The organism is Glycomyces rhizosphaerae, assembly GCF_042647865.1.
Classification (GTDB): Bacteria; Actinomycetota; Actinomycetes; order Mycobacteriales; family Micromonosporaceae; genus Glycomyces; species Glycomyces rhizosphaerae.
Genome location: NZ_JBHRWO010000020.1, coordinates 1 through 23,956 on the forward strand (window position 1 = coordinate 1; position 23,956 = coordinate 23,956).

The following is a 23,956-nucleotide window of genomic DNA, read 5'->3' on the forward strand; positions in this document are numbered from 1 at the left end:
CAAAACGACGCACACCAACGGCAAGCCCACACGCTCGCGGCTTGACAAACATAAGGGAACCTCTGGCCGACTGGCAAACCGGACTGATTCCGAGGCGACGGCCCCGAAAGCAGGGGTCACCCCAAGCGGGGCGTCCGATCTCATCCTCATCGTGCTATCGCGTCCCGCAGCTGACTACGGCTCCTCACCAGGCCGTACTGGGTGGGAGATCGTTGGTCGGGATCACCCCGACCACCGGCAGTGTCCCGAACGAGGCACACGTCAGGCGAGTAAGACCTCGAGCGCAACGCGCAGGGCTCGGCCGGGCATCAGGACCCGGACAAGCCAGGCAGGTTGTGCGAGGCACGCACCATTCAACCGAGATCCACCGTTCGCTCGGAGAGGAAGGTAGACGAACGCGCATGCATCGTGGCGTCTCAGCGATGGGCGCCGCACCCTTGAGCGGGTTGACTGGGGGACATGAGCATCGACAACGAAACGATCCTGGTCACCGGCGCGACCGGCAAGGTCGGCCGCCGCCTCACCGCCCGACTCCGCGAGGCCGGGCACCGCGTCCGAGCCGTCTCGCGCAGCACCGACATCCCCTTCGACTGGCAGGACGCGACGACCTGGGCCGCGGCCCTCGACGGCGTCGCCGCCGTCTACCTCATCCCGCCGGACGAGCCGATCCCGGCCGAGGCGTTCGTCGCCGCGGCCGAGCAGGCGGGCGTGCGACGCCTGGTCGCGCAGTCGGGCCGCCGCATCCAACTGCTCGCCGAAGCGGCCGGCGTCGGCCCCGAGGTGATCGGCATGTACGCCGCCCAGGAGGCCGTCAAGGCCTCCAACCTGGAATGGACGGTGCTGCAGGCCAACAACTTCAACCAGAACTTCAGCGAAGGCGACATGCTGCCGGCGATCCTCGCCGGTGAGCTCTTCCTGCCGGTGGAGGGCACTGTGGAGCCGTTCATCGACGTGGACGACATCGCCGCGGTCGCCGCCGCCGTGCTCACCGAGGACGGCCACCACGGGAAGGTCTACGAACTGAGCGGCCCCGAGTCGCTCACCTTCGCCTCGGCGGTCGAGGCGATCGTGAAGGCCACCGGTCTCCACATCGCTTTCCAGGTCGTGAGCGCGGAGGACTACGCCGCCGCGTTGCGCGCTGAGAACCTGCCCGAGGACTTGGTGTTCTTCCTGGATGAGATGTACCAGTTCATGCGCGACGGCAAGATGGGCGACGTCGCCGACGGCGTCGAGCAGGTCCTGGGCCGCAAGCCCGTCGCCTTCGCCGACTGGGCGAGCCGCACCGCCGAAGCGGGCGCCTGGAAGGCCTGATCCCGTCCCGTCCGGGTCCCCGCGGGTGTTCAGGCGCTCCGGGGCCCGGCCGGTTCGGTGCCCCGCACCCGGTCGAGGTAGTCGGCGATCGCGTCGCGGTTCTTGAGCACGCATTCGGCCTTGCGGGTCATCCGGTCCCGCTGCTCCTCGAGGGCGGCGAGCATCTCCGGGTCGGGCACGGGGAAGTAGATCTCGTCCGTACCCGACAGGCACGGCAGGATCTGCTTGATGATCTTGACCGGGATCCCGGCGTCCAGGAGACCGCAGATCTGCCGGACCAGCTCCACGGTGTCTTCCTCGAAATCGCGGTACCCGTTCGCGTGGCGCTCGGCGGTGATGAGCCCGTGCTGCTCGTAGTAGCGGAGCATCCGGGTCGGGACCCCGGTGTGCGCCGCCAGCTCGCCGATCCTCAAGTGGGCCACCTCACCGCGTCTCGACTGGACCTTGACATTAGTGTCAAGGTTCGAGACTACCTCTCATGAGCGAAACCACCACCCAGGCCGCACCGGAACCGCCTGTCGCCGAGCGACTTCCCGTGTTCGGGCTCCTCGCCCTCGCGACCGCCGTCTTCATCACCGTCGTCACCGAGTCGCTCCCGGCCGGGCTCCTCCCCGGCATGCGCGCCGACCTCGGCGTGAGCGCCTCGGCCATGGGCCAGGCCGTCACCGTGTACGCCATCGGCACCGCCCTCACCGCGATCCCGCTGTCGACGCTCACCGCCGGCTGGGGCCGCAAGCCGGTGCTGCTGCTCGCGATGGGCGGCTTCATCGCCGCCAACACCGTCACCGCGATCTCCACCGACTATGCGCTGACCATGGGAGCCCGCTTCGTCGCGGGCACGGCTGCGGGGCTCTCGTGGGCGATCATGGTCGGCTACGCCCGCCGCCTGGCCCCGCCAGCCCTGCAGGGCAAAGCGATCGCGATCGTCATGGCCGGCATCCCGCTCGCGCTGGCACTCGGCGTGCCCGTCGGGACCTTCCTCGGCGACGTCCTCGGCTGGCGCGAGGCCTTCGGCGTGATGTCCGCCCTCGCGGTCCTGGGCGTGGTCTGGATCCTCGCCGTCGTCCCCGACTTCCCCGGCCAGCGCGCCGAGCACCGCATCCCGGTCCTGCGCGCCGTCGCCATCCCCGGCGTGCCCGCGATCCTGGCGGTCATCGTCGTCTACGTCATCGCCTTCAACCAGCTGTACACGTACATCGCCGCCTACCTCGAACATGCCGGCATGGGCGATGACATCGACACGGCCCTGCTGGTCTTCGGCCTCGCATCGATCCTCGGGATCTGGATCGTCGGCGCGCACATCGACCGGCGGCTCCGGCTCCTCACGATCGCCACCACGGCCCTCGTCGCCCTCGCCGCGGCCGGTCTCGCCGTGGCCGGAGACAGTCCCACGCTGGTCTATGTCGCGATCGCATTGTGGGGCATCGGCCACGGCGGCATCCCGACCCTCCTGCAGACCGCCGCCGGGCTCGCCGGTGCGAAAGCGGCCGACACGGTCCAGGCCGTCGTCGTGACACTGTGGAACGTCGCCACCGCCGCGGGCGGCGCGATCGGCGGCCTCCTCCTGGTCTGGGGCGGGCCGATCCCGCTGGCCTGGAGCGTGGTGCTCCTCGGCATCCCGGTCGTGCTCATCGCCGCCGTCGCCCGCCGCCACGCGTTCCCGGTCGTCTACCGAACCGACTGATCACCCACCCGCAGCGAGCTTCGCCAGCAACCCGGCGAGCTCGCTGCGCTCCTGTTCACTCAGCCCTTCGATCAGCTTGCGCTGATTCGCCAAATGGACCTCCATGAGCTCATCGGTGAGCCGCAGGCCCGTTTGCGTCAAGGTGATCCTGCGGCCGCGCGAGTCCTCCTCGGCAACCGATCGCGTCACCCATCCGCCTTCCTCCAAGCGGTCGACCCGCTTCGTGATCGCCCCGGTCGTCACCAGGACGGTCCGGCTCAGCTCGCCCGCCGAGAGCGCGTAGGGGGCACCGGCCCGGCGCAGGGCGGCGAGCACGTCGAAGTCCCCGTTGCCGAGGCCCGCTTCGGCGAACGGCCCCCGCAAGGCCCGGTCCCACTCCGCGGCGAGCCGGAGCGTCCTGCCCACCACGAGCATCGGCGAGGCGTCCAGGTCCGGGCGCTCGTGCTTCCACTGGTCGACCATCTGTTTCACGGCATCGCTCTTCATGCTTGCATAGTATCTTCCATGGAAGATACTATGTCTTCCATGGAAGATAAAAACGCTGCGATCCCGACGGTCGACTGCTACTTCGATCCCGCCTGCCCCTTCGCCTGGATCACCTCGCGATGGCTCCTCGAAGTCGAACGGGCACAACCTATCCACCTCCGCTTCCGGATCATGAGCCTCGCGGTCCTCAACCAGCACCGCGAACTCGAAGCCTGGTACCGCGAGTTCAACGACCGCGCCTGGGGACCCGCCCGCGTCTGCGCCGCCGCCGAGCAGCGCCACGGCAACGCCGTCCTGCGCGACCTCTACACCGCCCTCGGCACCCGCATCCACCTCGCCCGCGACAAGGACTACGACCGGGTCACCGCCGCCGCCCTGGCCGAGACCGGCCTCCCGGCCGACCTCGCCGACGCCGCCCACACCACAGAATTCGACGCCGCACTGCGCGAAAGCCACCAGGCCGGCCAAGCGGCCGTAGGAGAGGAAGCCGGAACGCCCCTCACCGTCATCAACGGCACCGGCTCCTTCGGCCCCGTCCTCTCCTCGATCCCCAAGGGGGACGACGCCACCCGGCTCTTCATAGCCGTCCAGACCCTCGCAGGCCTCGACGCTTTCGCCGAACTGAAGCGGAGCCGCAATGCGCTCGACCTCGCCTGACGCGGCCGCCCGCCGCCGATTCATCGCAGTGAGCCTGGTCGACGCGATCGGCCAGGGCATCTACGTGCCGCTGACGATGCTGTTCGTCCACGCCCTCACCGGCCAGTCCCTCACCGCCATCGGCACCGGCCTCACCATCGCCGGACTCGGCGCGCTCGCGTCCATGCCCGCCATCGGCGTCCTCATCGACCGATACGGCGGCAAACGCGTCTACATCGGCGCACTCGCGCTCCGCGCGACCGGATTCGCGCTCTACCCCCTCGCCACGACCTACCCGGCGTTCCTCGGGGTGGCGCTCCTCATCGCCGTCGCCATGTGGGCCTCCTCGCCGAGCCAGCAGTCGCTCATCGGCGACATGGCCCGAGGGATCGAGCGCGACCGGCTCCTCGCCTGGGACCGCAGCCTCCGCAACGGCGGCATGGGATTCGGCAGCCTCGTGGCCGCAGCGCTGCTCGCGTCCGGAGGCGGCTACCTCGCGGCCACCGCCGTCCTCGCCGCCGCCTGCGCCGGAGCCGCGATCCTCGCCTCGCGGATCCCCGTGCGACGCGACGCCCCTGCCGCGCCCCGAGCCGCCCGCGGCGGCTACCGCGAAGTCCTCGCCGACCGGCCCTACCGCTGGATCACCGCCGCGAACTTCCTCATCGCCTTCGGGTACACCGCCCAGGCGATCGCGCTGCCGGTCTTCCTCACCCGCGACGTCGGCATCCCCGACGCCCTCGCCGGGATCGTCTTCGCCCTCAACACCGCCCTGATCGCCGTCTTCGGCGTCCCCGTCTCGCGGGCGATGCACCGCGCCCGCCGCGCCCGCGGCGCCGCTCTCGGCACCGTCGTCTTCGCACTCGCCTTCGCGGCCTTCGGATTCCTGCCCGCTCTCGGCAGCGGACTCGTCGCCGCCGCGGCGGTCGTCGCCATCACCGTCGTGTACACCGCCGGCGAGCTCATCCACTCCGCGCCGGCCCAGAGCCTCTCGGTCCAAGCCGCCCGCGACCACATCCGCGGCCGCTACCTCTCGGTCTACCAACTGTCCTGGTCGCTCTGCCGCACCGTCGCGCCACTGGCCCTCGGCCTCCTCCTCGACACCGGCACCTGGCAACTGTGGACGGTCCTGGCACTGTCGGTCCTGACCGGCGGCCTCATCCTCCTGCGGACCGAACGCCACCTCCCCGCCCATGCCGTCCGAGGACCCACCCGCACCGCGCCCGAACCCGTGCCCGTCCCGGCCTGAACGCCGCCGGGTCCACCGTTCGCGGGACCCTACGCACCGTGATCGCGGCGTAGCCTGAGGAGAGGCCGCCCGATCCCGAAGACACCGCCCTGACAGGACGGCCGCCAACCCCTCCCGAAGAAGGCCAGCCATGTCCAGACTCCTTGTGACGCTTCGGCGTTCCGACGACCGCGACACCGTCCTCCGCTCGGTCGCCGACACCGGCGCCGAAGTCCTAGCCGAATACCCCGACACGCTCCTCGTCACCGGCACACCCCGCCAGACCCGCGACCTCGCCGCCCTCGGCCTCGAGACCACGCCCCTGCCCGAGCAGCCCGTCCAGACCGCCGGGGCCAGCTTCCAGTTCGCCGCCGCACTCGACGCCCAAGCCGCCGTCACCCTCGCACCCGAACCCGGCCGCACCGCCTACTACCTCGTCAAACTCATCGGCCCGCCCACCGGCGCCTGGCTCGAACAGCTCGCCGAGGCCGGAGCCGAACTCCACGGCAGCCTCTCCGGCTTCACGATGCTCGCCGGGTTCCTTCCCGAACGCGCCGAGGCGATCCGGGCACTGCCCACCGTGGACGAGGTCACCCCCTACCGCCCGGCCATGAAGGTCTCGCCGAAGCTCCACCACGCGCCCCGACGCGACCTCGACGCCGCCTACCTCGCCGCCGTCGACCCCGAGGACTTCACCGACGACGGCCCGCAGATGGTCGAGGTCGCCGTCTTCCCCGGCGAGGACACCGGCGCGCTGGCCCGCCGCATCCGCGACGCGGGCGGCCAGATCTTCACGGCGCTGCCGAAGTCGCTCGTCGCGAGCGTTCCGTGTTCGGTGATCGCCGACCTCGCCGACGTGGAGGGCGTCCAGGCGATCGTGCCGTATGCGTTCTCGCAGACCAGCAATGACAAGGCCGCCGCGATCATGGGCGTCCCGGCCGACCACCGCTTCGCCGGGCTCGCGCTCGCCGGCGCGGGCCAGATCGTGGCCGTCGCCGACTCCGGTCTCGACAACGGGGACGCCGAGACCGTCCATCCGGACGTGCGCGGCCGCATCGCCGGGATCACCTCCTGGCCGACTCGGGAAGTGCTGGCGCCCTTCACGAACGACCCGCCCGGCCATGACGACGGCCCGGCCGACACCGACTCCGGCCACGGCACGCACGTCACCGGTTCGGTGCTCGGCTCGGGCGAGGCCGCCCGCCAGGCGGGCGCGGAGCCCGTCCCTGCCGGGATCGCGCCCGAGGCGAGCGTGTTCTTCCAGGCCATCAATCAGAAAGTGCGCTGGAAGTCCCGCGCCGAGCTCGCCGCGGCGGGCCTGCAGCCGTTCACGTTCCCTTGGCCGCCACCGGCATCGGGCCTCTACGGCATCCCCGGCGACATCGGTGAGCTGTTCGCCGAGGCCTATGAGGCGGGCGCCCGCGTCCACACCAACTCGTGGGGCGCGCCGCTCGCGGGGGAGTACGGCGCGAACGCGCGGGCCGTGGACGAGTTCATGTGGACGCACCCGGACATGCTGGTGCTCTTCGCCGCCGGGAACGACGGCGAGGACGTGAACGCGGACGGGTTCGTCGACCCCGACTCGATGGGCTCGCCCGGTACGGCAAAGAACTGCCTCACCGTGGGCGCCACCGAGAACCTGCGCCCGAGCGGCTCCGAGCCGCCGCCCGGCCTCGACCGCAACTGGAGCCAGTGGGGTTCGTACCCGAAGCTCGCCGCCGCCGGGCACGTCTCGGACGACGCCGACGGCATGGCCGCGTTCTCATCGCGCGGCCCCACCGACGACCTGCGGATCAAACCCGACGTGGTCGCCCCGGGCACGAACGTCCTGTCCATGCTCACCTCGGTGTTCGCCGGCGACGACGAGCCGCTGTGGGGCCGCCTGCCCGAAGGCCACCCGCTGCGCGACCGCTACTGCTGGAGCGGCGGCACGAGCATGGCCACGCCGCTGGTCGCGGGCGCGGCCGCACTGGTGCGCCAGCACCTCACCGAGCAGGGCCACCTCGCGGAAGGCCGCGGCCCCTCCGCCGCGCTTCTCAAGGCGCTCTTGGTGAACGGCGCGGTCGCGATCCCCGGCCAATACCCCGGCGAGATCCCCGCGGGACCGAACCCGGTGAGCGGCTTCGGCCGCGTCGACGTGGCCCGCGCCGTCGGCTCGGACCCCGCGCACCGGTCGCGGTTCGCCGACGCTCCCGAGGACGCGGTCGCCACCGGCGAGATCCGCCGCTACCGGATCGAGGCGGCCGACCTGGCCCAGCCGCTCAAGATCACGCTCGTGTGGACGGACGCGCCGTCGCTCGAAGGCCTGGGCGGCTTGGTGAACGAGCTGTACCTCCAGCTCGAGACCCCCTCGGGCGAGATCCTGAACTGGGACGCGAACCCGGCGACGCGCGTGACCAACAACGTCCAGCAGATCACCGTGGCCGCCCCTGAGGACGGCGTGTACACGGCCCTGGTCCGCGGCGTCTCGGTCACCCAGCACGCCCCGGGCGCGGCCCCTGCAGACGGCCTCCGCCAGGACTTCGCGCTCGCCGCGTCGAATGCGGTGGCCGAAGCCGACGGGAACGCCCCGATCGCCCCGATGCCCGCCTCCCGATGAACACGGACGGCGGGGCCCCTTTTCGGGGTCCCGCCGTCCTTATGCGGTTGTGGCTCAGTAAGACAGCCCGTGCCCGAAGCTGAACAGCGGGTCGGCCGTGTCGAAGGGGACGTCGGGACGGCTCGCCTCGACCGCCTTCATGCTCGACGGGAGGTCGAACGGCAGCATGCCCTTCGGTTCGGCCCGGCCGGTCAGGACGTCGAACAGCGCCGCCGGGTTGGTGCCGTAATTGCCCGTGACGGCCGCGGCCGCCCCGACGATCGGGCCCAGGATCGCGGGCCGGTCGAGGAACACGTCGACCACTGTGGGCACCGAGGCGGCCACCGCGGCGACGTGCTCGATCACGTCGGCCGGGAAGTCGAGCGACCCGGCGTGGAAGAAGTTCTCGAACATCGTCTCGCGCTGCTCGTACGGGGCCTGGAGCCGGATCACGGCGACGTCGGCCTCCTCAGGAGTGGCGACCACCCTGCCGTACTCGGCGGCGATCCCGGGCTCGACGCCCTCGACGTACAACTTGAGGCCGGTCTCGAACGGCAGGACGCCGTCGTTGCTCAGCAGCGTGACCGACGCCCGTTGCGCCGCTTCGCCTTCGGCGCGGAACTCGGCTGTGCCGACTGCCGCGCCAGCAGTTTCTTCATCCACATAGGGCCGGTCGAAGAGCCCGAGGACGAACTTCTCACGCAGCAGCCGTCGAGCCGAGACGTCAAGGCGCTCCTCGCTGACCTCACCGGCCCTGACGATGTCGACGAGCAGCTCGGGGACGGCCTCGCCGCCGAACTGGTCGGCGCCGGAGTCGAGGACCTTGACCATGCGTTCGCGCGGCGACAGGTGCTCGACGCCCCAAGCGCGGGCCGGGAACGGCTGGCCCATGATCTCGCCGTCGCTGATCAGGCCCCAGTCGGTGCAGACCACGCCGTCGAAGCCGAACCGCTCGCGCAGCAGCCCGGTGATCACGGACTTGTTGAAGCCGAAACCGACCTCCTCGTGCTCGGTCCCGACCGGCATCCCGTAGTACGGCATGATCTGCGAGACCCCGGCCGCGAACGCCGCCTCGAACGGCTTGAGGTGCAGCTCGAACTGCCCGCCCGGGTAGACCTGCTCGCGCCCGTACGCGAAGTGCGGGTCCTCGCCGTCCTGCTGCGGGCCGCCTCCCGGAAAGTGCTTCGCCATGGCCGCCACCGACTCCGGGCCGAGCTCGGCCCCTTGGAACCCGCGGATGTACGCGGCCCCGAGACGCGAGGTGAGGTCGGCGTCCTCCCCGAACGTGGGGAGCTGCCGGGCCCATCGCGGCTCCGTGGCGAGGTCGATCTGCGGGTGCAGCGCGACCCGCAGCCCGACGGCGGTGTATTCGCGCCGGGCGATGTCACCGAATCGCTCCACAAGGGCCTCGTCGCGCAGGGCGGCGAAGCCGAGCATCTCGGGCCATTCGGAGAACGCCTGCGTGTTGAGCGCGGCGAGCGGGTTGTCGCTGAACGAGTGGCGCGGGTCGGTCGAGAACGTCACCGGGACACCCAGCCGCGTCGAGGCGGCCAGTTCCTGGAGCCTGTTGTGCCACTTGGCGGCCAGCTCGGCGGAGGGCAGCCCGCCGAGGACGTTGAAGTGGTTCATGAGCCGCCCGGCCACGTACTCCTCGTTCGAGGGCAGGCCGAACACCGGGTCCGGGCCCGAGAGCTCGCCGTCCTCGCCCACGGTGATCATGGTGTGGAAGAACAGCCCGGCCTTCTCCTCGAGGGTCATCTGCCCGAGCAGGATCTCCACGCGGTCCTCAACCGACAGTGACGCGTCGCGGTAGCGGGTGTCGACATCGTTCATGCGGTACTCCCTTACTTGACAGACTTGATGCGGTACACCAGGACCGCCCCGGCGAGCGCCGTCAGCGCGCCGAAGAGGTACCAGAGCGGATGGCCCCGAGCGGGGTCGCGTTGCCGAGCGCGAGGATCGCGGGCGCGATGGCCGGCGCGAGCGACTGCGGCAGCGCGTTCGCCATGTTGAGGACGCCGAGGTCCTTCGCGGTGTCGTCCGGATTCGGCAGCACCTGGGTCGCCAGGGCGAGGTCGACCGAGAAGAACGCGCCCGCGCCGAGGCCGATGACGCCCTGCGCGGCGATCACGAACCCGACGCTCGGCGCGACCGCGAGCATCACGAGACCGACGACCATGACGAGCCCGGCGAAGGCCACAGGCGCGCGGCGCTTCCCCAGCTTGTCGGAGATGACGCCGCCGATCGGGCTCGAAGCCGCCATGGCCAGCATCGAGGCGACGTTCGCCAGCAGGATCGTGCCGATCGCCTCCTGCTCGCTCAAGTGGAACCGCTCGGTGAGGTAGTACGGCAGGTACGAGGCGATGCCCGCGTACCCGAACATGACCAGGAACTTGGTCAGCCAGGTCCAGCCGAAGTCCGGGTGCTCGACCGGGTTGAACACGAACGAGCCGAGGAACTGCTTGAACGTGAACCGTTCGACGGGCCGCTCGTTCAGGACCCTGTCCCTGAGGTGGAAGGCGAACAGCAGGCACAGCACCACGGCGAGGGCGCCGGGGACGGTGAAGCGGGCGAGGTCGCCGTCGATCATGTTCACCAGGAACGACCCGCCGAGGATGCCGAGCGGCGTCGTGATCCCGACGATCCCGGAGGTCTTGCCGCGCCGCTCCGCGGGCACCTGGTCGGGCAGGGTCGCGTTGGCCGCGGCCATCACCGCGTTGAGTGCGATCTGGGCGATGCACCAGCCGAGGAGGACGAGCCACACCGAACCGGCCACGCCGATGAGGGCGAGGGCGAGCAGGCCGATGACTGCGCCGCCGATGATCCACGGCCGGCGCATGCCGAAGCGAGACGTGGTCCTGTCGGACAGGCGGCCTACCAAGGGATTGCTGACGAGCGCGAAGAGCGCGCCGACGCCGAGCACGAGACCGAGGGCGCTGGCCGCGGCCTGGGGCGTGGCGGTGATGTGCTGGATCTTGAACGCCATGGAGACCATGACCGGGGTGAGGAGGGCGACGTAGATGCCGAAGTTCGCGCCGGCGAGGGCGAAGGGGTAGGCGCGCGGCTCACGGGCGGGAGCCGCGGGCGCGGTAGCGGGGGCGGACAACTCTGTCATGGCGCAGACCTTTCAAGCTGGGGCGACGGTGCCCTGAGAGGGACTGTATCGCGAAAACTGACCGAGTGGTTAGCTTCTTTGGCCAAGAATTTTCCGACGAACGGCTAGGCTTGGCCCCGCGGCCTTAGGGCCTCTTCGGGAATCCCGAGCGGTCGCTATCCGGCCCATTTGCCCGCTCGCTGCGTTGTCGGGCCGCCCGTACCATTTCGCCGCGCTGGGGATTCCCGAAGAGGCCTAGCCGCATTCGACCCGCCGACCGTGAGGACCCACAGGTGACCGCCGCCACCCAGCGCCGCTACGCCACCGGCCGTGCCCGACAAGAGGAACTCCTCGACGCGGCTTACGAGCTGTTCGCCGCCGAAGGGTTCAGCGGGGTCTCGCTCCGCGCGATCGCCGCGAAGGCCGGCGTCTCGCACGCCTCGCTCCTGCGCTACTTCAAGTCCAAGGACGACCTGCTCCTGGCGCTCCTCTCCCGCTGGGAGAACGCGAACGTCGCCTGGATCGAGATGCACGCGGACCTGCCGCGCCCCGAGGCCCTGCTCGGCCTCGCCCGCCGCAACGCCGCCACCCCCGGGTACCTCCCGCTGTTCGCCGCGCTCACCGGCGAGGCCGTCTCCCCGGCCCACCCGGGGCACGAGCACATGAAGCGCCGCTATGAAGACGTGCGCCGCTACCACTTCGAAGGCGGCGACGCCGACGCCGCCAGGGTCACCGCCGCCTGGGACGGCCTGCAGGTGATGTCGCTCTACCTGGACGAAGTGGACGTGGCCTCGGAACTGGCCGACTACTTCGCCCGCACCCCAAGCACACCGACGAGAGTCGACCTCGACGCCTACGACACGTCCATCAAGGACGAAGGCCTGGTGCACCTCCCGGATCCGCCCCCGGCCGACGTGTCGGGCTACGCGCGCGGGCGTGAACAGCGGGCCCGCATCATCGACAGCGCCACCGAGCTGTTCGCCGAGCGCGGCTTCACCTCGACCAGCCTGAGCGACATCGCGAAGCGCGTGGGGACCTCGAAGTCCTCACTGCTGCACCACTTCGGCTCGAAGGACGCCCTGCTCGCGGCCGTCCTCGCCCACCGCGACGACGTGTTCAGCGAGCAGGCGGGCCAATCGGCGCCCGCACGCGAGTTCCTGCGCCGCCTCGTCGCAGGCGCCCGTACGAACGCCGCGCGCCCCGGCCTCATCGAGCTTTACACCGTGCTCTCGCACGAAGCGACGGCCGCCGAGCACCCGGCGCACGAGTTCTTCAGCCGCCGCTTCCGCTGGGCCGTTGACCACTTCACGACCGTCTTCGACCTGCTCCGCGGGAGCGGCCAGATCGCGGCCGACCGCGACCCGCGGCGCGAGGCGATCTGGTTCGTCGCCCTCTGGGACGGCCTCCAAGTGCAGTGGCTCTACGACCCCGAAGCGGTCGACGTGGCCGACGAACTGCGCGCCCACCTGGAATCGATACTCATCCGCTAGGCCACGGCGTCTTTTCGGACCATCGGCGGACGGTCGAGGACCTCGACGTACACGATCCTCTCGTGCACCACATCGAGGATCAGCATGCCCTCCTCGGGATCGAGGATGACGTTGCGATGCCCGGGACCGTACGGCGTCCCTTCAGGATGCTCCGCGGTGCGAATGCTCTGGCAGAAGTCGTCCTTGCACCCGCACGGGGCGACGAGCCGCAGATCATGCGCGCAGATCGCCAGATTCCGCTCGCCCTCGGCCTCCAGCAGACGGGCCAGTTCGGCGACGAGTTCGGGATAGACCTCCCGAACGAGCGGATGCTCCTTCATGAAATCCAAGGATAATGATGCCGCCGTCCCGCCGATACGGGATTGCCCCGGCGCCCCGAGTTCCCTAGGCTCGCAGCATGGACTGGGTCGAGGACTTCTACTCCCGCACCGGACGCTGGTGGGCCGAGGCCGAATCGGGCCTGGGCGACCGCGATCGCGGCCGCGTCGAACGGCTGCACCGCGTGTGCGGCTCCGAACCGAGGCGCGTCCTCGAACTCGGATGTGGCTACGGCACCACGGCCGCCGCCTTCGCCGATGCCGGACACCAGGTGGTCGCGGTCGAACTCACCGACCGTGCCGACCAAGCCAAAGCCCATCTCGAGCGCCTCGGGCCCGAACGCCTGCAGATTGTGCGCGGCGACTTCTACACAGCGACGTTCGCGGGCCGCTTCGACACTGTGACCTACTGGAACGGCTTCGGGATCGGCTCGGACGCCGACCAGCGCCGCCTCCTGCGCCGGATCGCCGAGGAATGGCTGGAGCCGGACGGGACCGCGCTGGTCGACGTGTACAACCCGCTGGTCTGGGCCAGTTGGGACGGCGAGGTCGAACTGCTGCAGGCGAATCCCGAACGCGGCTACCACCACGAGCTGCAGCAGCACCTCACGTTCGACCCGGTCACCGCCACCGCCGTCGACACGTGGTGGGACACCGCCGAACCCGAACGCCGCATCACCCAGCGCCTGCGCTGCTACACCCCGGCCGACCTGCGGCTGCTCCTAGAAGGCACCGGCCTCGCCCTCGCGGGCGTCCTGGTCGGCGGCGAACCGGTCGATCTCGCCGCCGACCACACCGGGGACGCCGCCTGGCTCAGGGACCACTACGAATACCTCGCCGTCCTCGAACCGACATCCGAAGGTGCACGAGCCCAAGACGCTCGCAGGTACTCCGAGGAGTAGCGGAACGCGGTGCGATGGGCGGGTGGGGTCCTGCCGGTATCCCGCCGGTTCTCCGCCTCGAAAACACCGCGGCCCGCTGATGTACTGGACTGCAACAACACAGCGGCGTCCCGCCGCTTGAGCGATTCGGAGGGAACATGCGCAGTCTGGCAAAGGCACTCGTGCTTCGCGCGGTCGGCGGCAAGGTCGCCATGCGCGGCTACTACGCCCGCGACTACATGGAGTAATCATGGTTCTCAGCGGCCGTGGTGCCAATACTCGTCATGCACCCGTTTCCTCGGGCGGTTCACGAGATCAGACGACCCCGCTACCGGGGCCGGCACCGCGGCCGCTGGGCCTGCCTCCCGACGACTTCGACCGCGACCCCATCGCGTGCTTGGCGCGCCTGCGGAGCGAGTACGGGGACGTGTTCACCTTCGCCGCAGGAAAGGTCCTGCTCGCCCGCCCCGCATGGGCGCACTGGGCGCTGATTCGCACCAATCGCGAGACCCGCATCGACCCGCCGCCGCCGCCACGCGCGGTCCGACGGCAGCCGCTCATCCGCGATCGCGTCGAGACGTGGATGGCCACCAGGCGCACAGCGCAGTGGCATCGCCTTGGCCGGGACATCGCCGAGCGGACGGCCCCGGCCATGCTTGAAAGCCTGCAGCGGTTCTTGGACGCCGCCGAGCATTCGCCGGTCCGCCTTGTCGACTGCGAACATGCCGTCCTCGACGCCGCAGGAGGCGTGTTCGTCCGGGACCTGGAGGGCGAGCTGCGGAGCGCTTTCATTCCTGTTGCGGACCTGCTCCTGGAGCAGGGCTCGGCCTCGATCGTGCTGCCCCACTGGCTCTCCCTGCGAACCCGTCGTCAGTTGCGCTCGAACACCGTGTGGATCGAGGCTCTCGTCGCGCACGTCCAGGCGCGCCGCACCTCACGTGAGCCCGGTGAACCACCCTCCGACCTGCTCGATCTGCTCCTCGACGCCCGCGACGGCGACCGCCCGGCATTCTCCGACCTCGAAGTCGCGCAGACACTGTCGATCAACCTCGGCAACCTCTACACGGTCGGCGGCACCGGACTTGCCTGGCTGCTCACGGCTCATGGCGCGCACGACCTCACCAAGCCCGAGACGGTGGACCGCGAGGACTGGACACGGGCCGTCGTGAAGGAGACCCTGCGGATGTATCCGCCGGTCTCGCTCACCGACCGGCTCCTGGTCGAGGACGCCGAATTCGGCGATGTCACGGTCCCTGCGGGCACCTCGGTCTTCGTCAGCGCCCTCCTGCTCCACACCGACCCGCGCTGGTGGCGTGCGGACCCGAGCCGGTTCGATCCGGCACGGTGGCTCGCCGGCGAAGTCCACGACCAGCACGCGTACCTGCCCTACGGTGCCGGCCCCCGGGTATGCACCGGCGTCCACATTGCCAACGCCGTGCTGGAGGCCGCCACCGAACTGCTCGCGGACCTGACGGTGACGGTGAGTCCGGGGGTCCCGAAGCGACGGTGGGGTTCGGTGACCCAGCCCCGACGCTTCCGTGTTCGTGTCAGCAGGCACGCGGCAGCCTGACCCGCCGACCCTCAGCCGAGTGCCGTGCGCGGATCTCGGCAACGGCCGAATCGGGATCGTCCACTTCGTGGATGAGGCAGTCGTACTTGCCGCCTTCGCGCTCATCGGCACCGAAGATGCGGACACCGCGGCGGTGCGTATGATCGCGACAGCCGAGCGCATCGCACGGTCGGCTGGGATTGCGATGTCATCGCGACGCCGACGGGTTCACGGTTCGTCGACTTGCCCGGCCTCGAAGCGGCCACCGGCAATCCGGTGATCACCGAGCACCGCGTACCCGGCACACCGCGCCCGCCGACGAAGTCGTGATCGAGACAAGGTACGGCGCAGCTCGATGCGTTCCCATGGGCGGCCGCGATGGACTGTGCACGAGCCGAGGAGCAGGGCGCAACGGGCGAATGAGCGAGGTGCCGCATGGAGATGATTGACGAGTTCTTCGAGCCGCTGGGCGCCAAGGCGTATGCGCATATCCGCGACCTCTCGGACGGGCGGGGGATCGGGTTCGGCGAGACCGAGCCGGTCATTCTCGTCTCGGTCGTGAAGCTCTTCATCGCCTGGGAGTTCCGGCGCCAGGTCGCCGAAGGCCTCATCGATCCGGCCGCCCCGGTCCGGATCACGGCCGCCGACCGGCTCGGCGGGACCGGGACCGCCGGGTTCCACCACGACTCGCAGATCGCCGTCTGGGACCTCGCCGCCCTGATGATGGAGGTCTCCGACAACACCGCCGCCGACCTCGTCACGAAGCAGATCGGCTGCGGTGCACTCCGCGGCCTGCCCGCCCGCCTCGGCCTTAAAGACACCAGGCTCATCGGCTCGCCCCGAATGATCCTCGAAGACGTGGCCCGGGACCTCGGCATCGCCGACCTCGAGGCCCTCGCGCACGTGCTCGACAGCGGCTCGGTCACCACCGCCGAACTCCGGAAGACCAGCGCCTGGGACCCGTTGCGCACCAACGTGTCCACCCCGGCGGACCTGACCGAGTTCTTGCGGCACGTCTGGAACGGCCCGGCCGCGGTGGCCGCCGACGTCCGGGAGTGGATGGGCCGCCAGCTCACCGGCGGCAGGCTTTCACGGCTCGCACCGAGTGCGGTGCGGCCCTTCGGCAGGTCGGGTTCCCTGCCGGGCTGGCTCAACGAGGTCGCCGTCTGGGAGTGGCCCGACGGCCGCCGCCACGCGATCGCCGTGTCCGCCAGGCCCACCCGCGGCAACTTCCGCGAGGTCGAACTCGCCATGAGCCGCGCCGCCCTCGCCCTCACCGAGGAACTGAGCGCCGGTCAGTAGATCGCGGACCAGGGGCGCGGCGGGTTCGCCGGGTCGGACTCGCCGGCCCGCTTCACCAGCGTCCGCATCCGCTGGTGGCGCTTCAGCAGCTCCGGGGCCTCCTTCATGAGCACGTGCCCCGCGGGCGTCAACGACACCTGACCGCCGCTGCGGTCGAACAGCTCCGCGCCGAGTTCCTTCTCCAGGCGCCGGATGCGCTGGCTCAGCGGCGGCTGCTCCATGCCGAGGCGTTCGGCGGCCCGGCCGAAGTGACGTTCTTCACCTACCGCCAGGAAACACTCCAAGTGCCGCATGATGTCCACGCGGCAACGATATCAACGCGCGTATCGACCGATAGGCGCGTTGATATTGGACAGCACCGGGCACTGCGGCTTGAATGTCACGCATGACCACAGGAAACGACCACACTCCGTCGATGCGCCGCCGCGGCCTGCTCATCGGCACCGGTGCCGCCGCCGTTGCGGCGACTGCGACTGCGGGCGGCATCGCCGCCGCCCAGACCGATGGCGCCGCCGAACCCGCGGTGCGGCTGCGCTGGCTCGGCACGAACGCCTGGGAGTTCACCACTGCGACCGCGACGGTGCTCATCGACCCGTGGGTGAGCCGCTTCCCGACCGGGGCCTACAACCCGGAAGGGGCCGACCCGGAGACCGAGATCGAGGTCCACGAGGACGTCATCGACGAGCACTTGCCGAAGGCCGACACCATCCTTGTCACGCACGGCCACTGGGACCACATCGCCGACGTCCCCTATCTCGCGAAGCGGACCGGCGCGACCGTGCTCGGCACCGAGACGCACCTGAACCTGATGCGCGCCATGGGCGCCCCCGAGGCGCAGCTCTCGCAGGTCGGCGGCGGCGAGCTGTACCAGTTCGAGGGCTACACGGTGGAGGTCTTCCGGTCCTCGCACTCGGCGAAGGGCGGGCACAAGCAGATCGAGTTCGGCGGCACCAGGCCCGGCCAGATTCCCAAGGAGCCCAAGAAGATCAAAGACCTCGTCGAGGGCGGGAGCCTCACCTATCTGATCGACTTCGGCGGCGTCTCGTTCTTCAACGCGGGCTCGGCGAACTTCCATGAGCACGAGATCGCCGGCATCCGGCCCACGGCCCTGTTCCTCCAGCCCGGCGGCGGCCACACGCCCGCGTACGTCGAACGGCTCCTCGAAGTCACGGGCTTCCCGCCGTATGTGATCGCCACGCACTGGGACAACTTCGACCACCCGCTCACCGAGCCGGGCGTCATCGGCGGCGACTGGAAGGCCCTGCGCGACCGCGTCGCGGCGGCGAGTCCCGATTCCGAGTTCCTCCTCATCGACCACCTGGAGAGCCATGACTTCTGATCTCACCGTCCGCTGGCTGGGCACGAACGCCTGGGAGATCACCTGCGACGCCACAACGGTGCTCGTCGACCCGTACGTCTCCCGCACCTACACCGGTGCGACCAGACCCGGCGAGTTCAACCCGGACACGCCGATCACCATCGACGAGTCCGCTGTGGACGAGCATATCGGCGCCGCCGACTCGATCCTCGTCACGCACGCCCACTTCGACCACATCGCCGACGTCCCGTACGTCGCAGAGAAGACCGGTGCCACGGTGCTCGGCACCGAGACGCACCTGAACCTGCTGCGGGCCATGGGCACTCCGGCCGAACAGCTGTCGCAAGTGGGCGGCGGCGAGCGGTACCAGTTCGAGGGATACACAGTGGAGGTCTTCCGGTCCTCGCACGGTGTCACCGGCAAGCACAAGAGCCTGCTGTTCCCCGGCACGCGTCCCGGCGAGACGCCGGACCGGCCCGAGGTCATCAAGGACCTCGTGGAGGGCGGCAGCCTCGCCTACCTGGTGACCTTCGGCGAGGTCTCGCTGTACTTCAACGCGGTGCCGTCGTTCCACGAGCGCGAGATCGCTGGGCTACGGCCCACGGTGCTGTTCATGCAGGGCCCCAACCCGAACTACCCGGACTACGAAGAGCGGCTCTTCGCCGCGGTCGGCAACCCGCCGTATGTGATCCCGACCCACTGGGACGACTACGAGGAGCCGTTGACCGAACCGGCCGTGGACCTCTTCGGCGGTGCGGCCCTGGGGGAGAAGGTCGCCCAATACAGTCCCGACTCCCAGTTCGTGCTGCTTGACCACCTTGAGTCCTTCACGATCGAGGGCTAAATCCAGCCCTGCTCCCAGGCGTGCTGGGCCGCCGCATGGCGGGTCTTCTTGTCCAGCTTGCGCATCGCCGTCGACAGGTAGTTGCGCACGGTCCCGGGGGCGAGATGGAGTTCGGCCGCGATCTCCTCGATCGTGCCGCCGCCCCTGGCCGCGCGGAGCAGGTCCAGCTCCCGCTCGGTCAGGGGCGAACGGTCCTCGGTGAGGGCCGTCGCGGCGATCTCCGGGTCGATGTAGCGCCGGCCCTGGCTGATGTCGCGGATGATCTGCGCGAGCCGCTCCGCCGGGGTGGTCTTCGGGACGAAGCCCGAGATGCCGGCGGCCAGCGCCCGCCGGAGCACGCCCGGTCGGGCGTGCCGGGTCACGAGCACGATCTTGACGCCGGGAACGGATTCGCGGATGCGCACCGCCGCCCACAGGCCGTCCTCAGGGGGCATCTCGAGGTCGAGGACCGCGATGTCGGGAAGCCGGGACTCGGCGAGCGCGACCGCGTCGGCCCCGTTGTCGGCCTGGGCGATCACGGTGATGTCGTCTTCGAGCCCGAGGAGGACTGCGAGCGCTTCGCGCACGAGCGTCTCGTCGTCGGCGACCAGGAGCCGGATCATCACCGCACCCGCGTCCCCGGCGCCTTGCGGACCGGTGGCGCCTGCTGCGCCTCGCCATCGACCCGGTTCGGCTGCGTCCCCAGGCGCTTCGCCCGCACCCCCGCACGCTTTGCCTGCGCCCCTGCGCGTTTCGGCTGCTTTGCTGAGCGCTTCGCTTGCGGCGGCACCTGTTCGGCCCGCGGCTTCGGCACGGTCCCCTTGAGTGTGAAGCGGTCGCCGTCGTGGACGTGCTCGACCGTCCCACCCGCCTCGGTGAACCGCTCCGCGAGCATCGCCAGTCCGTTGCCCGAACCGGCCGGTGACGGTGCCCCGTTGTTCGTGATCGTGACCGTGACCTCCGCGTCGATCTCCACGATCGACAGATCGGCGGCGGTCGGCTCGGCGTGGCGGATGAGGTTCGTCGTGGCCTCGCGCACGAGCATGCCCAGCAGCTTCTCCGTGTCCGCATCGAGCGACGGCGCGGCGTCGGGCACCGTCGCCTGCACGCCTGCGGATTTCAGAATCCTTGCGGCCGAATCGATCTCATCGACCAGCGCGACCTTCCGGTACCCGCCCACGACTTCCCGCGTGTCCTTGAGCGCCGTCCGCGCCAGCTCCTCCACCGCGCGCATCTCGGCTTCCGCGCGTTCCGGATCCACGGCCACCAGCCGCCGCGCCACCTGCGCCTTCAACGTGATCGCCTGCAGGTTCCCGCCCTGCACATCGTGCAGCTCGCCCGCGAACCGCAGTCGCTCCTCGGCGACCGCCAGTTCCGCCGCGAGCTCCCGGGCCCGCTCCAGTTCACGCGCCACCTCGTAGTGCCACAACTGGCCCAGGATGCCCCCGGCCAGCGACGGCACCATCAGCAAGGTCGTGAACACGCCCTCCGGAGCCATCAATCCCGTCTGCGCCAAGACCACCACGACGGCCAGCGTCGCGAGCGTCCCCCACACGAGTGCCCGAGCGCGCCGTCCGGGCCGCGCCCAGAGCGCGGCCTCGGTCACCAGCAACGCGATCGGGCCGCCCCACGCGCCACCCATCTGGCCCGCCCGCGCCTCGGCGATCGCGCCCAGCACCACCAGCAGCAGCGACAACGACCAGAGGATCCGGCGCCGCCACGGCCCCTGCCCGTGCCAGTGCAGCGCCAGCGCCGCGGTGCACAGCACCACCGAACCGGTCGCCGCACCCGCGACCAGCGGCAGCGCCACGCCCACCAGGTCCGATCCGGCCAGATAGAGCGCCGACGCCAGCAGCGCCAGCGGGCCGCAGCCGATCAGCGAGAAGAACGTGAATTGACGCAGGCGGCGCAGATTCCGCGCGGAGGGCTCGTCTTCGTGGGGCACCCCGAGATTCAACCACCCCGGCGCCGTATGACATCTGTCAGATCACCCGCGTGGAAACCGCACAAGGACCGGTGCGGTTTCGGCACTACCAGCGGACCTGCGAAAACCGCAGCATTGAAGCCATGAACGCCATCACCCACGAACCCCGACCGGCCGTCGAGGTCCGCGACCTCACCAGCCGATACGGCGCCTTCACCGCCGTCGACCGCGTGTCCTTCACCGTCGGCCACGGCGAACTGTTCGCACTCCTCGGCACCAACGGCGCCGGCAAGACCACCACCATCGAGACCGCGATCGGACTGCGCCGCAACACCTCCGGCACCGTCCGCGTCCTCGGTCGCGACCCCTGGAAGCACCGCCGCGAACTCGCCGGCACCGTCGCCGTGATCGGCCAGGAGACCGGCTTCGCCGACGACCTCACCGCCGCCGAAACCCTCAAACTCTGGACCGACCTCCACCGCCTGCCCCCGCAGCGCGACCTCCTCGAACGAGTCGACCTCGCGCACCGCGCCGCCGTCGGCGTCGGCGCCCTCTCCGGCGGCGAACGGCGCAGGCTCGACCTCGCGCTGGCCGTCGCGACCGGCCCGACGGTCCTGTTCGCCGACGAGCCCACCACCGGCCTCGACCCCGCATCACGCAGGCGCACTTGGGGACTGCTGCGCGAACTCACCGAACGGGGCACCGCGGTCGTGCTCACCACCCACTACCTCGACGAGGCCGCCGAACTCGCCGACCACGTGGCCATCATGGACCGCGGCCGCATCGCCCGCTTCGGCACCGTCGCCGAGATCACCGCCTCCTACGAGGCCCGGATCAGCATGCGCCCCAACCCGTTCGACCCGCTCGCACTGCCCGCGCTCACCGGCCGCACCTCCGTGGACGACGGCCGCCTCACCGTCCGCACCACCGAGCTCCAAGCCGACCTCCACCGCCTCCTCGACTGGGCCGCGCACACCAACGTCGAACTCGCCGACCTCAAGGCCGGACCGGCCACGTTGGACGAGATCTTCGCCGAACTCGAAACCGAACCCGCCCACGCCGCCTGACCTCCCGAACCGGAGCACCGCCATGACCGCCTTCACGCTCGCCGTAGCCGAGACCCGCCTGATCCTGCGCAACCGCACCGTCCTCGTCACCGCCGCGATCCTCCCGCTCCTCCTCGGGTTGAGCCTGAGTCAATCACCGATCGGCGCCGCCTCCGAGTCCGCCGGGTCGCTCGCCGCCGTGCAACTCGCCATGCTGCTGATGTTCGGCCTGTTCATGACCATCACCATGACCCTCGCTGCCCGCCGCCAGCAGCTCTACCTCAAACGGCTGCGCACCTCACCGGCCTCCACCGCGTCGATCGTGGCCGGCTTGGCGAGCCCGCTCGCGCTCATCGTCCTGGCGCAGGCCGCGATCGTCCTCGCGTTCACGGCCGTCGAGTCCGGGACCGCACCCGCCCACCCCGCCCTGCTCGTGCTCCCCTTCGCGAACGGCGCGGTCACCATGGTGGCCTTCGGCTTCCTCACCGCCTCCTTCACCAAGAGCCCCGAGGCCGCCCAGATCACGGTGCTCCCCGGGATGGTCCTGTTCATGGCCGGAGTCTTCTTCGCCCTGGTACCCGCGGACGGCGCGTTCACCCTGTGGCGCAAGGCGATCCCCGGCGCCGCACTGACCGAGCTCACCGCGATCGCCTGGGACGGCGGCCAGGACCTCACCGCGATCGCCGCACCGCTCGCCCTCTCGACCGCCGTCGCGCTCCTCGCCGCGATCGCCGCCGCGAAGCTCTTCCGCTGGCAACCGCGCTCCTGAATCCCGCCGATGGGGCCACACCGCATCGACTGAACAGGTGATTTACCAAACCGTTGTCCCGCACGCCTTGCCGCTCGGGGCCGCCGCGCCATAACTTGAAACCACTACCTACCCCGAAACGACTCCGGTGCCCGCTCCCCAGATCCGGGAGAGCGGGCACCGGCTTCTTCGTCAAGCGCCCCGGCGTCAACCGGAGGTGCAGGTCACCTGCGGCACCGCGCTCGGACCGGACGCCACGAACCCGAAGGCCTCGCGCGACTGACCCGCCGCGACCGAGCCGTTCCAGCCCACGTCACCGGCGGTCACCGCCGCCCCCGACTGCGACCACTCGGTGTTCCACGCCGACGTGATCGCCTGCGAACCCGGCCACGTCCATTTCAAGGTCCAGCCGTTCAACCCGGCCGCGCCGGCGGTCACGTTCACCCGGCCCTGCCAGCCCGAACCCCAGTCGCCGACCACCGTGACCGCGGCCGTGCAGCCGCCGGTCGGCGGCGGCGTCGTGGGCTCCTCGCCCGTGCCGCCGCAGTCCGGGCTCGAATTGGTCTGCGTGAGCAGCCCGAGCCGCCACGGCAGGCTGTTGTAATCGCCAGAGGCGTTCGGATCCATGCCCTGGTACAGGTACTGCAGATTGCACGGGTCGATCTCCAGCTTCTGGTTCACCCCGGCCCGGATCATCTCGCCGTGGCTGATGTCCTTCGTCCACACCCCGCCCGGGAACGACACGTTGGACGCGGCCGCGAAGGGATTGGCGTTGCTGTCGGCCAGCGGCGTCCACGGACCGGCGATGCTGCTCGACGTCCACGACCGGAAATACCGGCCCACGGTCCCGAACGCCTCGATGAGCAGCAGGTACTGGTTCGATCCCTGGATCTTGTAGACGTTGCTGGCCTCCCACAGCGCGTACTTGTTGTCGTCCTGCATGGCGATCACCGGCTCGCTCATGCCGTTCGGGAAGTTCGCGACGGAGGTCTGCGACCGGTACAGGTGCCCGTTGTCGTCGGAGGAGAACAGGTGGCAGTTCGCGTCGTCGCACGTGACCCACATGTCGACCCAGTATCCGGAGCCGATGTTGTCCTCGATGATCTGCGGCATCCCGGAGTAGAAGTGCTTCGGCGCGCTCCACCCGTTCGGGTTCGCGATGTCCGCATTGGTCGAATAGGCGGCGTTCCCGTCCTGGTAGACCAGGTACCACAGGCCCTGCGGCTCGTAGTAGAACACCTCGGGCGCCGCCCGGTAGCCCGTGCCGATCGCGGAACGGTCGAGGAAGTGGTGGGTCGCACTGGCCGCCTGCGACCAGTCGGTGAAGTTGAGATAGACCATGTTGTAGCCGGCCGAGCTCGCGATGGACGCGAAGACGTGCCAGCGTCCGTTGTGGAAGACCACGGACGGGTCCTTCAGCCCGGCGATGTTCGGGTGGGCCGAATCGGGTTTCGGTCCCGCGAGGATGCCACTGGAGCTCCAGGTGAAGCTCGCCGGGAGGGCCTCGGCCTGTACCGGGGCGCCCGGGTCCTCCGGCGTTGCTT

At 70.2% G+C, this 23,956-nt stretch carries 22 protein-coding genes and 1 pseudogene; 13 read left to right on the forward strand and 10 right to left on the reverse strand.

Features of this window, described 5'->3' with window-relative positions:
• Nucleotides 1-459 precede the first annotated feature (459 nt).
• Nucleotides 460-1,311, forward strand: coding sequence for an NmrA family NAD(P)-binding protein (locus tag ACFO8M_RS19175; protein ID WP_387978515.1), 852 nt, complete (start codon nt 460-462; stop codon nt 1,309-1,311).
• A gap of 29 nt (nt 1,312-1,340) precedes the next feature.
• Here ACFO8M_RS19175 and ACFO8M_RS19180 read toward each other — a convergent pair whose 3' ends face one another.
• Nucleotides 1,341-1,724 carry a MerR family transcriptional regulator gene (locus tag ACFO8M_RS19180; RefSeq protein ID WP_387978517.1) on the reverse strand — a complete coding sequence of 128 codons (384 nt, stop codon included), beginning with the start codon at nt 1,722-1,724 and terminating at the stop codon, nt 1,341-1,343.
• A 65-nt stretch (nt 1,725-1,789) separates the two neighbouring features.
• On the opposite strand from ACFO8M_RS19180, the gene ACFO8M_RS19185 reads away from it, so the two are divergent.
• On the forward strand, nt 1,790-2,995 hold the full coding sequence (locus tag ACFO8M_RS19185; RefSeq protein WP_387978519.1) for an MFS transporter: 1,206 nt from the start codon (nt 1,790-1,792) through the stop codon (nt 2,993-2,995).
• Here ACFO8M_RS19185 and ACFO8M_RS19190 read toward each other — a convergent pair whose 3' ends face one another.
• Nucleotides 2,996-3,481, reverse strand: a complete 486-nt coding sequence (locus ACFO8M_RS19190) for a MarR family winged helix-turn-helix transcriptional regulator (protein ID WP_387978521.1) — start codon at nt 3,479-3,481, stop codon at nt 2,996-2,998.
• 39 nt (nt 3,482-3,520) lie between these two features.
• Here ACFO8M_RS19190 and ACFO8M_RS19195 point away from each other — a divergent pair, with 39 nt between their 5' ends.
• From ACFO8M_RS19195 to ACFO8M_RS19205, 3 genes are all read left to right on the forward strand, one after another.
• The gene (locus ACFO8M_RS19195; protein WP_387978523.1) at nt 3,521-4,138 is read left to right on the forward strand and encodes a mycothiol-dependent nitroreductase Rv2466c family protein; all 618 of its coding nucleotides are present in this window, start codon (nt 3,521-3,523) and stop codon (nt 4,136-4,138) included.
• Nucleotides 4,119-5,363, forward strand: coding sequence for an MFS transporter (locus ACFO8M_RS19200; RefSeq protein WP_387978525.1), 1,245 nt, complete (start codon nt 4,119-4,121; stop codon nt 5,361-5,363). The genes ACFO8M_RS19195 and ACFO8M_RS19200 overlap by 20 nt, the downstream gene beginning before the upstream one ends.
• A gap of 130 nt (nt 5,364-5,493) precedes the next feature.
• Complete coding sequence (locus ACFO8M_RS19205; RefSeq protein ID WP_387978527.1) at nt 5,494-7,941, forward strand: S8 family serine peptidase; 2,448 nt, start codon at nt 5,494-5,496, stop codon at nt 7,939-7,941.
• 54 nt (nt 7,942-7,995) lie between these two features.
• On the opposite strand, the gene ACFO8M_RS19210 is transcribed toward ACFO8M_RS19205, so the two are convergent.
• Nucleotides 7,996-9,753 carry a glycoside hydrolase family 3 protein gene (locus ACFO8M_RS19210; protein ID WP_387978529.1) on the reverse strand — a complete coding sequence of 586 codons (1,758 nt, stop codon included), beginning with the start codon at nt 9,751-9,753 and terminating at the stop codon, nt 7,996-7,998.
• A gap of 61 nt (nt 9,754-9,814) precedes the next feature.
• Nucleotides 9,815-11,035 (reverse strand): MFS transporter, encoded by a 1,221-nt coding sequence (locus tag ACFO8M_RS19215; RefSeq protein ID WP_387978531.1) that lies wholly within the window; start codon nt 11,033-11,035, stop codon nt 9,815-9,817.
• A 272-nt stretch (nt 11,036-11,307) separates the two neighbouring features.
• On the opposite strand from ACFO8M_RS19215, the gene ACFO8M_RS19220 reads away from it, so the two are divergent.
• Complete coding sequence (locus ACFO8M_RS19220) at nt 11,308-12,504, forward strand: TetR/AcrR family transcriptional regulator (protein WP_387978533.1); 1,197 nt, start codon at nt 11,308-11,310, stop codon at nt 12,502-12,504.
• Here ACFO8M_RS19220 and ACFO8M_RS19225 read toward each other — a convergent pair.
• Nucleotides 12,501-12,824 carry a hypothetical protein gene (locus ACFO8M_RS19225; RefSeq protein ID WP_387978535.1) on the reverse strand — a complete coding sequence of 108 codons (324 nt, stop codon included), beginning with the start codon at nt 12,822-12,824 and terminating at the stop codon, nt 12,501-12,503. The genes ACFO8M_RS19220 and ACFO8M_RS19225 overlap by 4 nt on opposite strands.
• A gap of 77 nt (nt 12,825-12,901) precedes the next feature.
• On the opposite strand from ACFO8M_RS19225, the gene ACFO8M_RS19230 reads away from it, so the two are divergent.
• The 3 genes from ACFO8M_RS19230 to ACFO8M_RS19240 all read left to right on the forward strand — a co-directional run bounded on the left by ACFO8M_RS19230 (nt 12,902) and on the right by ACFO8M_RS19240 (nt 16,553).
• Nucleotides 12,902-13,723 (forward strand): class I SAM-dependent methyltransferase, encoded by an 822-nt coding sequence (locus tag ACFO8M_RS19230; protein ID WP_387978537.1) that lies wholly within the window; start codon nt 12,902-12,904, stop codon nt 13,721-13,723.
• Between the two features lie 376 nt (nt 13,724-14,099).
• Nucleotides 14,100-15,272 (forward strand): cytochrome P450, encoded by a 1,173-nt coding sequence (locus ACFO8M_RS19235; RefSeq protein WP_387978539.1) that lies wholly within the window; start codon nt 14,100-14,102, stop codon nt 15,270-15,272.
• 414 nt (nt 15,273-15,686) lie between these two features.
• Nucleotides 15,687-16,553, forward strand: coding sequence for a serine hydrolase (locus tag ACFO8M_RS19240; RefSeq protein WP_387978541.1), 867 nt, complete (start codon nt 15,687-15,689; stop codon nt 16,551-16,553).
• Here ACFO8M_RS19240 and ACFO8M_RS19245 read toward each other — a convergent pair.
• Complete coding sequence (locus ACFO8M_RS19245; RefSeq protein ID WP_387978941.1) at nt 16,547-16,846, reverse strand: LysR family transcriptional regulator; 300 nt, start codon at nt 16,844-16,846, stop codon at nt 16,547-16,549. The genes ACFO8M_RS19240 and ACFO8M_RS19245 overlap by 7 nt on opposite strands.
• A gap of 92 nt (nt 16,847-16,938) precedes the next feature.
• Between ACFO8M_RS19245 and ACFO8M_RS19250 the strand changes: the two genes are divergently transcribed.
• Both ACFO8M_RS19250 and ACFO8M_RS19255 read left to right on the forward strand, forming a co-directional pair.
• Nucleotides 16,939-17,892 carry an MBL fold metallo-hydrolase gene (locus ACFO8M_RS19250; RefSeq protein ID WP_387978543.1) on the forward strand — a complete coding sequence of 318 codons (954 nt, stop codon included), beginning with the start codon at nt 16,939-16,941 and terminating at the stop codon, nt 17,890-17,892.
• On the forward strand, nt 17,882-18,715 hold the full coding sequence (locus ACFO8M_RS19255) for an MBL fold metallo-hydrolase (RefSeq protein WP_387978545.1): 834 nt from the start codon (nt 17,882-17,884) through the stop codon (nt 18,713-18,715). The genes ACFO8M_RS19250 and ACFO8M_RS19255 overlap by 11 nt, the downstream gene beginning before the upstream one ends.
• On the opposite strand, the gene ACFO8M_RS19260 is transcribed toward ACFO8M_RS19255, so the two are convergent.
• Nucleotides 18,712-19,317 (reverse strand): response regulator transcription factor, encoded by a 606-nt coding sequence (locus tag ACFO8M_RS19260; protein WP_387978547.1) that lies wholly within the window; start codon nt 19,315-19,317, stop codon nt 18,712-18,714. The two genes, ACFO8M_RS19255 and ACFO8M_RS19260, sit on opposite strands and share 4 nt — an antisense overlap.
• Complete coding sequence (locus tag ACFO8M_RS19265) at nt 19,317-20,639, reverse strand: sensor histidine kinase (protein WP_387978549.1); 1,323 nt, start codon at nt 20,637-20,639, stop codon at nt 19,317-19,319. The genes ACFO8M_RS19260 and ACFO8M_RS19265 overlap by 1 nt, the downstream gene beginning before the upstream one ends.
• A gap of 122 nt (nt 20,640-20,761) precedes the next feature.
• Between ACFO8M_RS19265 and ACFO8M_RS19270 the strand changes: the two genes are divergently transcribed.
• Nucleotides 20,762-21,685: an ABC transporter ATP-binding protein gene (locus ACFO8M_RS19270; RefSeq protein WP_387978551.1), complete on the forward strand. Its 924-nt coding sequence runs from the start codon at nt 20,762-20,764 to the stop codon at nt 21,683-21,685.
• Nucleotides 21,686-21,707: 22 nt separating this feature from the next.
• Nucleotides 21,708-22,433, forward strand: a complete 726-nt coding sequence (locus tag ACFO8M_RS19275; protein WP_387978553.1) for an ABC transporter permease — start codon at nt 21,708-21,710, stop codon at nt 22,431-22,433.
• Between the two features lie 186 nt (nt 22,434-22,619).
• Here ACFO8M_RS19275 and ACFO8M_RS19280 read toward each other — a convergent pair whose 3' ends face one another.
• Nucleotides 22,620-22,988: a cellulose binding domain-containing protein gene (locus ACFO8M_RS19280; protein ID WP_387978943.1), complete on the reverse strand. Its 369-nt coding sequence runs from the start codon at nt 22,986-22,988 to the stop codon at nt 22,620-22,622.
• Nucleotides 22,965-23,921 (reverse strand): annotated as a pseudogene (locus tag ACFO8M_RS19285) (non-reducing end alpha-L-arabinofuranosidase family hydrolase); the annotation flags it as partial. The pseudogene ACFO8M_RS19285 and the gene ACFO8M_RS19280, both read right to left, overlap by 24 nt.
• Nucleotides 23,922-23,956: the final 35 nt, after the last annotated feature.

What these genes read in the sequence shown, in the direction of transcription:
- ACFO8M_RS19175 (WP_387978515.1), top strand. Translation starts at nt 460, where the DNA reads ATGAGCATCGACAACGAAACGATCCTGGTCACCGGCGCGACCGGCAAG.
- ACFO8M_RS19185 (WP_387978519.1), top strand. Translation starts at nt 1,790, where the DNA reads ATGAGCGAAACCACCACCCAGGCCGCACCGGAACCGCCTGTCGCCGAG.
- ACFO8M_RS19190 (WP_387978521.1), bottom strand. Translation starts at nt 3,481, where the DNA reads ATGAAGAGCGATGCCGTGAAACAGATGGTCGACCAGTGGAAGCACGAG.
- ACFO8M_RS19195 (WP_387978523.1), top strand. Translation starts at nt 3,521, where the DNA reads ATGGAAGATAAAAACGCTGCGATCCCGACGGTCGACTGCTACTTCGAT.
- ACFO8M_RS19200 (WP_387978525.1), top strand. Translation starts at nt 4,119, where the DNA reads ATGCGCTCGACCTCGCCTGACGCGGCCGCCCGCCGCCGATTCATCGCA.
- ACFO8M_RS19205 (WP_387978527.1), top strand. Translation starts at nt 5,494, where the DNA reads ATGTCCAGACTCCTTGTGACGCTTCGGCGTTCCGACGACCGCGACACC.
- ACFO8M_RS19210 (WP_387978529.1), bottom strand. Translation starts at nt 9,753, where the DNA reads ATGAACGATGTCGACACCCGCTACCGCGACGCGTCACTGTCGGTTGAG.
- ACFO8M_RS19215 (WP_387978531.1), bottom strand. Translation starts at nt 11,035, where the DNA reads ATGACAGAGTTGTCCGCCCCCGCTACCGCGCCCGCGGCTCCCGCCCGT.
- ACFO8M_RS19225 (WP_387978535.1), bottom strand. Translation starts at nt 12,824, where the DNA reads ATGAAGGAGCATCCGCTCGTTCGGGAGGTCTATCCCGAACTCGTCGCC.
- ACFO8M_RS19230 (WP_387978537.1), top strand. Translation starts at nt 12,902, where the DNA reads ATGGACTGGGTCGAGGACTTCTACTCCCGCACCGGACGCTGGTGGGCC.
- ACFO8M_RS19240 (WP_387978541.1), top strand. Translation starts at nt 15,687, where the DNA reads ATGGAGATGATTGACGAGTTCTTCGAGCCGCTGGGCGCCAAGGCGTAT.
- ACFO8M_RS19245 (WP_387978941.1), bottom strand. Translation starts at nt 16,846, where the DNA reads ATGCGGCACTTGGAGTGTTTCCTGGCGGTAGGTGAAGAACGTCACTTC.
- ACFO8M_RS19250 (WP_387978543.1), top strand. Translation starts at nt 16,939, where the DNA reads ATGACCACAGGAAACGACCACACTCCGTCGATGCGCCGCCGCGGCCTG.
- ACFO8M_RS19255 (WP_387978545.1), top strand. Translation starts at nt 17,882, where the DNA reads ATGACTTCTGATCTCACCGTCCGCTGGCTGGGCACGAACGCCTGGGAG.
- ACFO8M_RS19260 (WP_387978547.1), bottom strand. Translation starts at nt 19,317, where the DNA reads ATGATCCGGCTCCTGGTCGCCGACGACGAGACGCTCGTGCGCGAAGCG.
- ACFO8M_RS19270 (WP_387978551.1), top strand. Translation starts at nt 20,762, where the DNA reads ATGAACGCCATCACCCACGAACCCCGACCGGCCGTCGAGGTCCGCGAC.
- ACFO8M_RS19275 (WP_387978553.1), top strand. Translation starts at nt 21,708, where the DNA reads ATGACCGCCTTCACGCTCGCCGTAGCCGAGACCCGCCTGATCCTGCGC.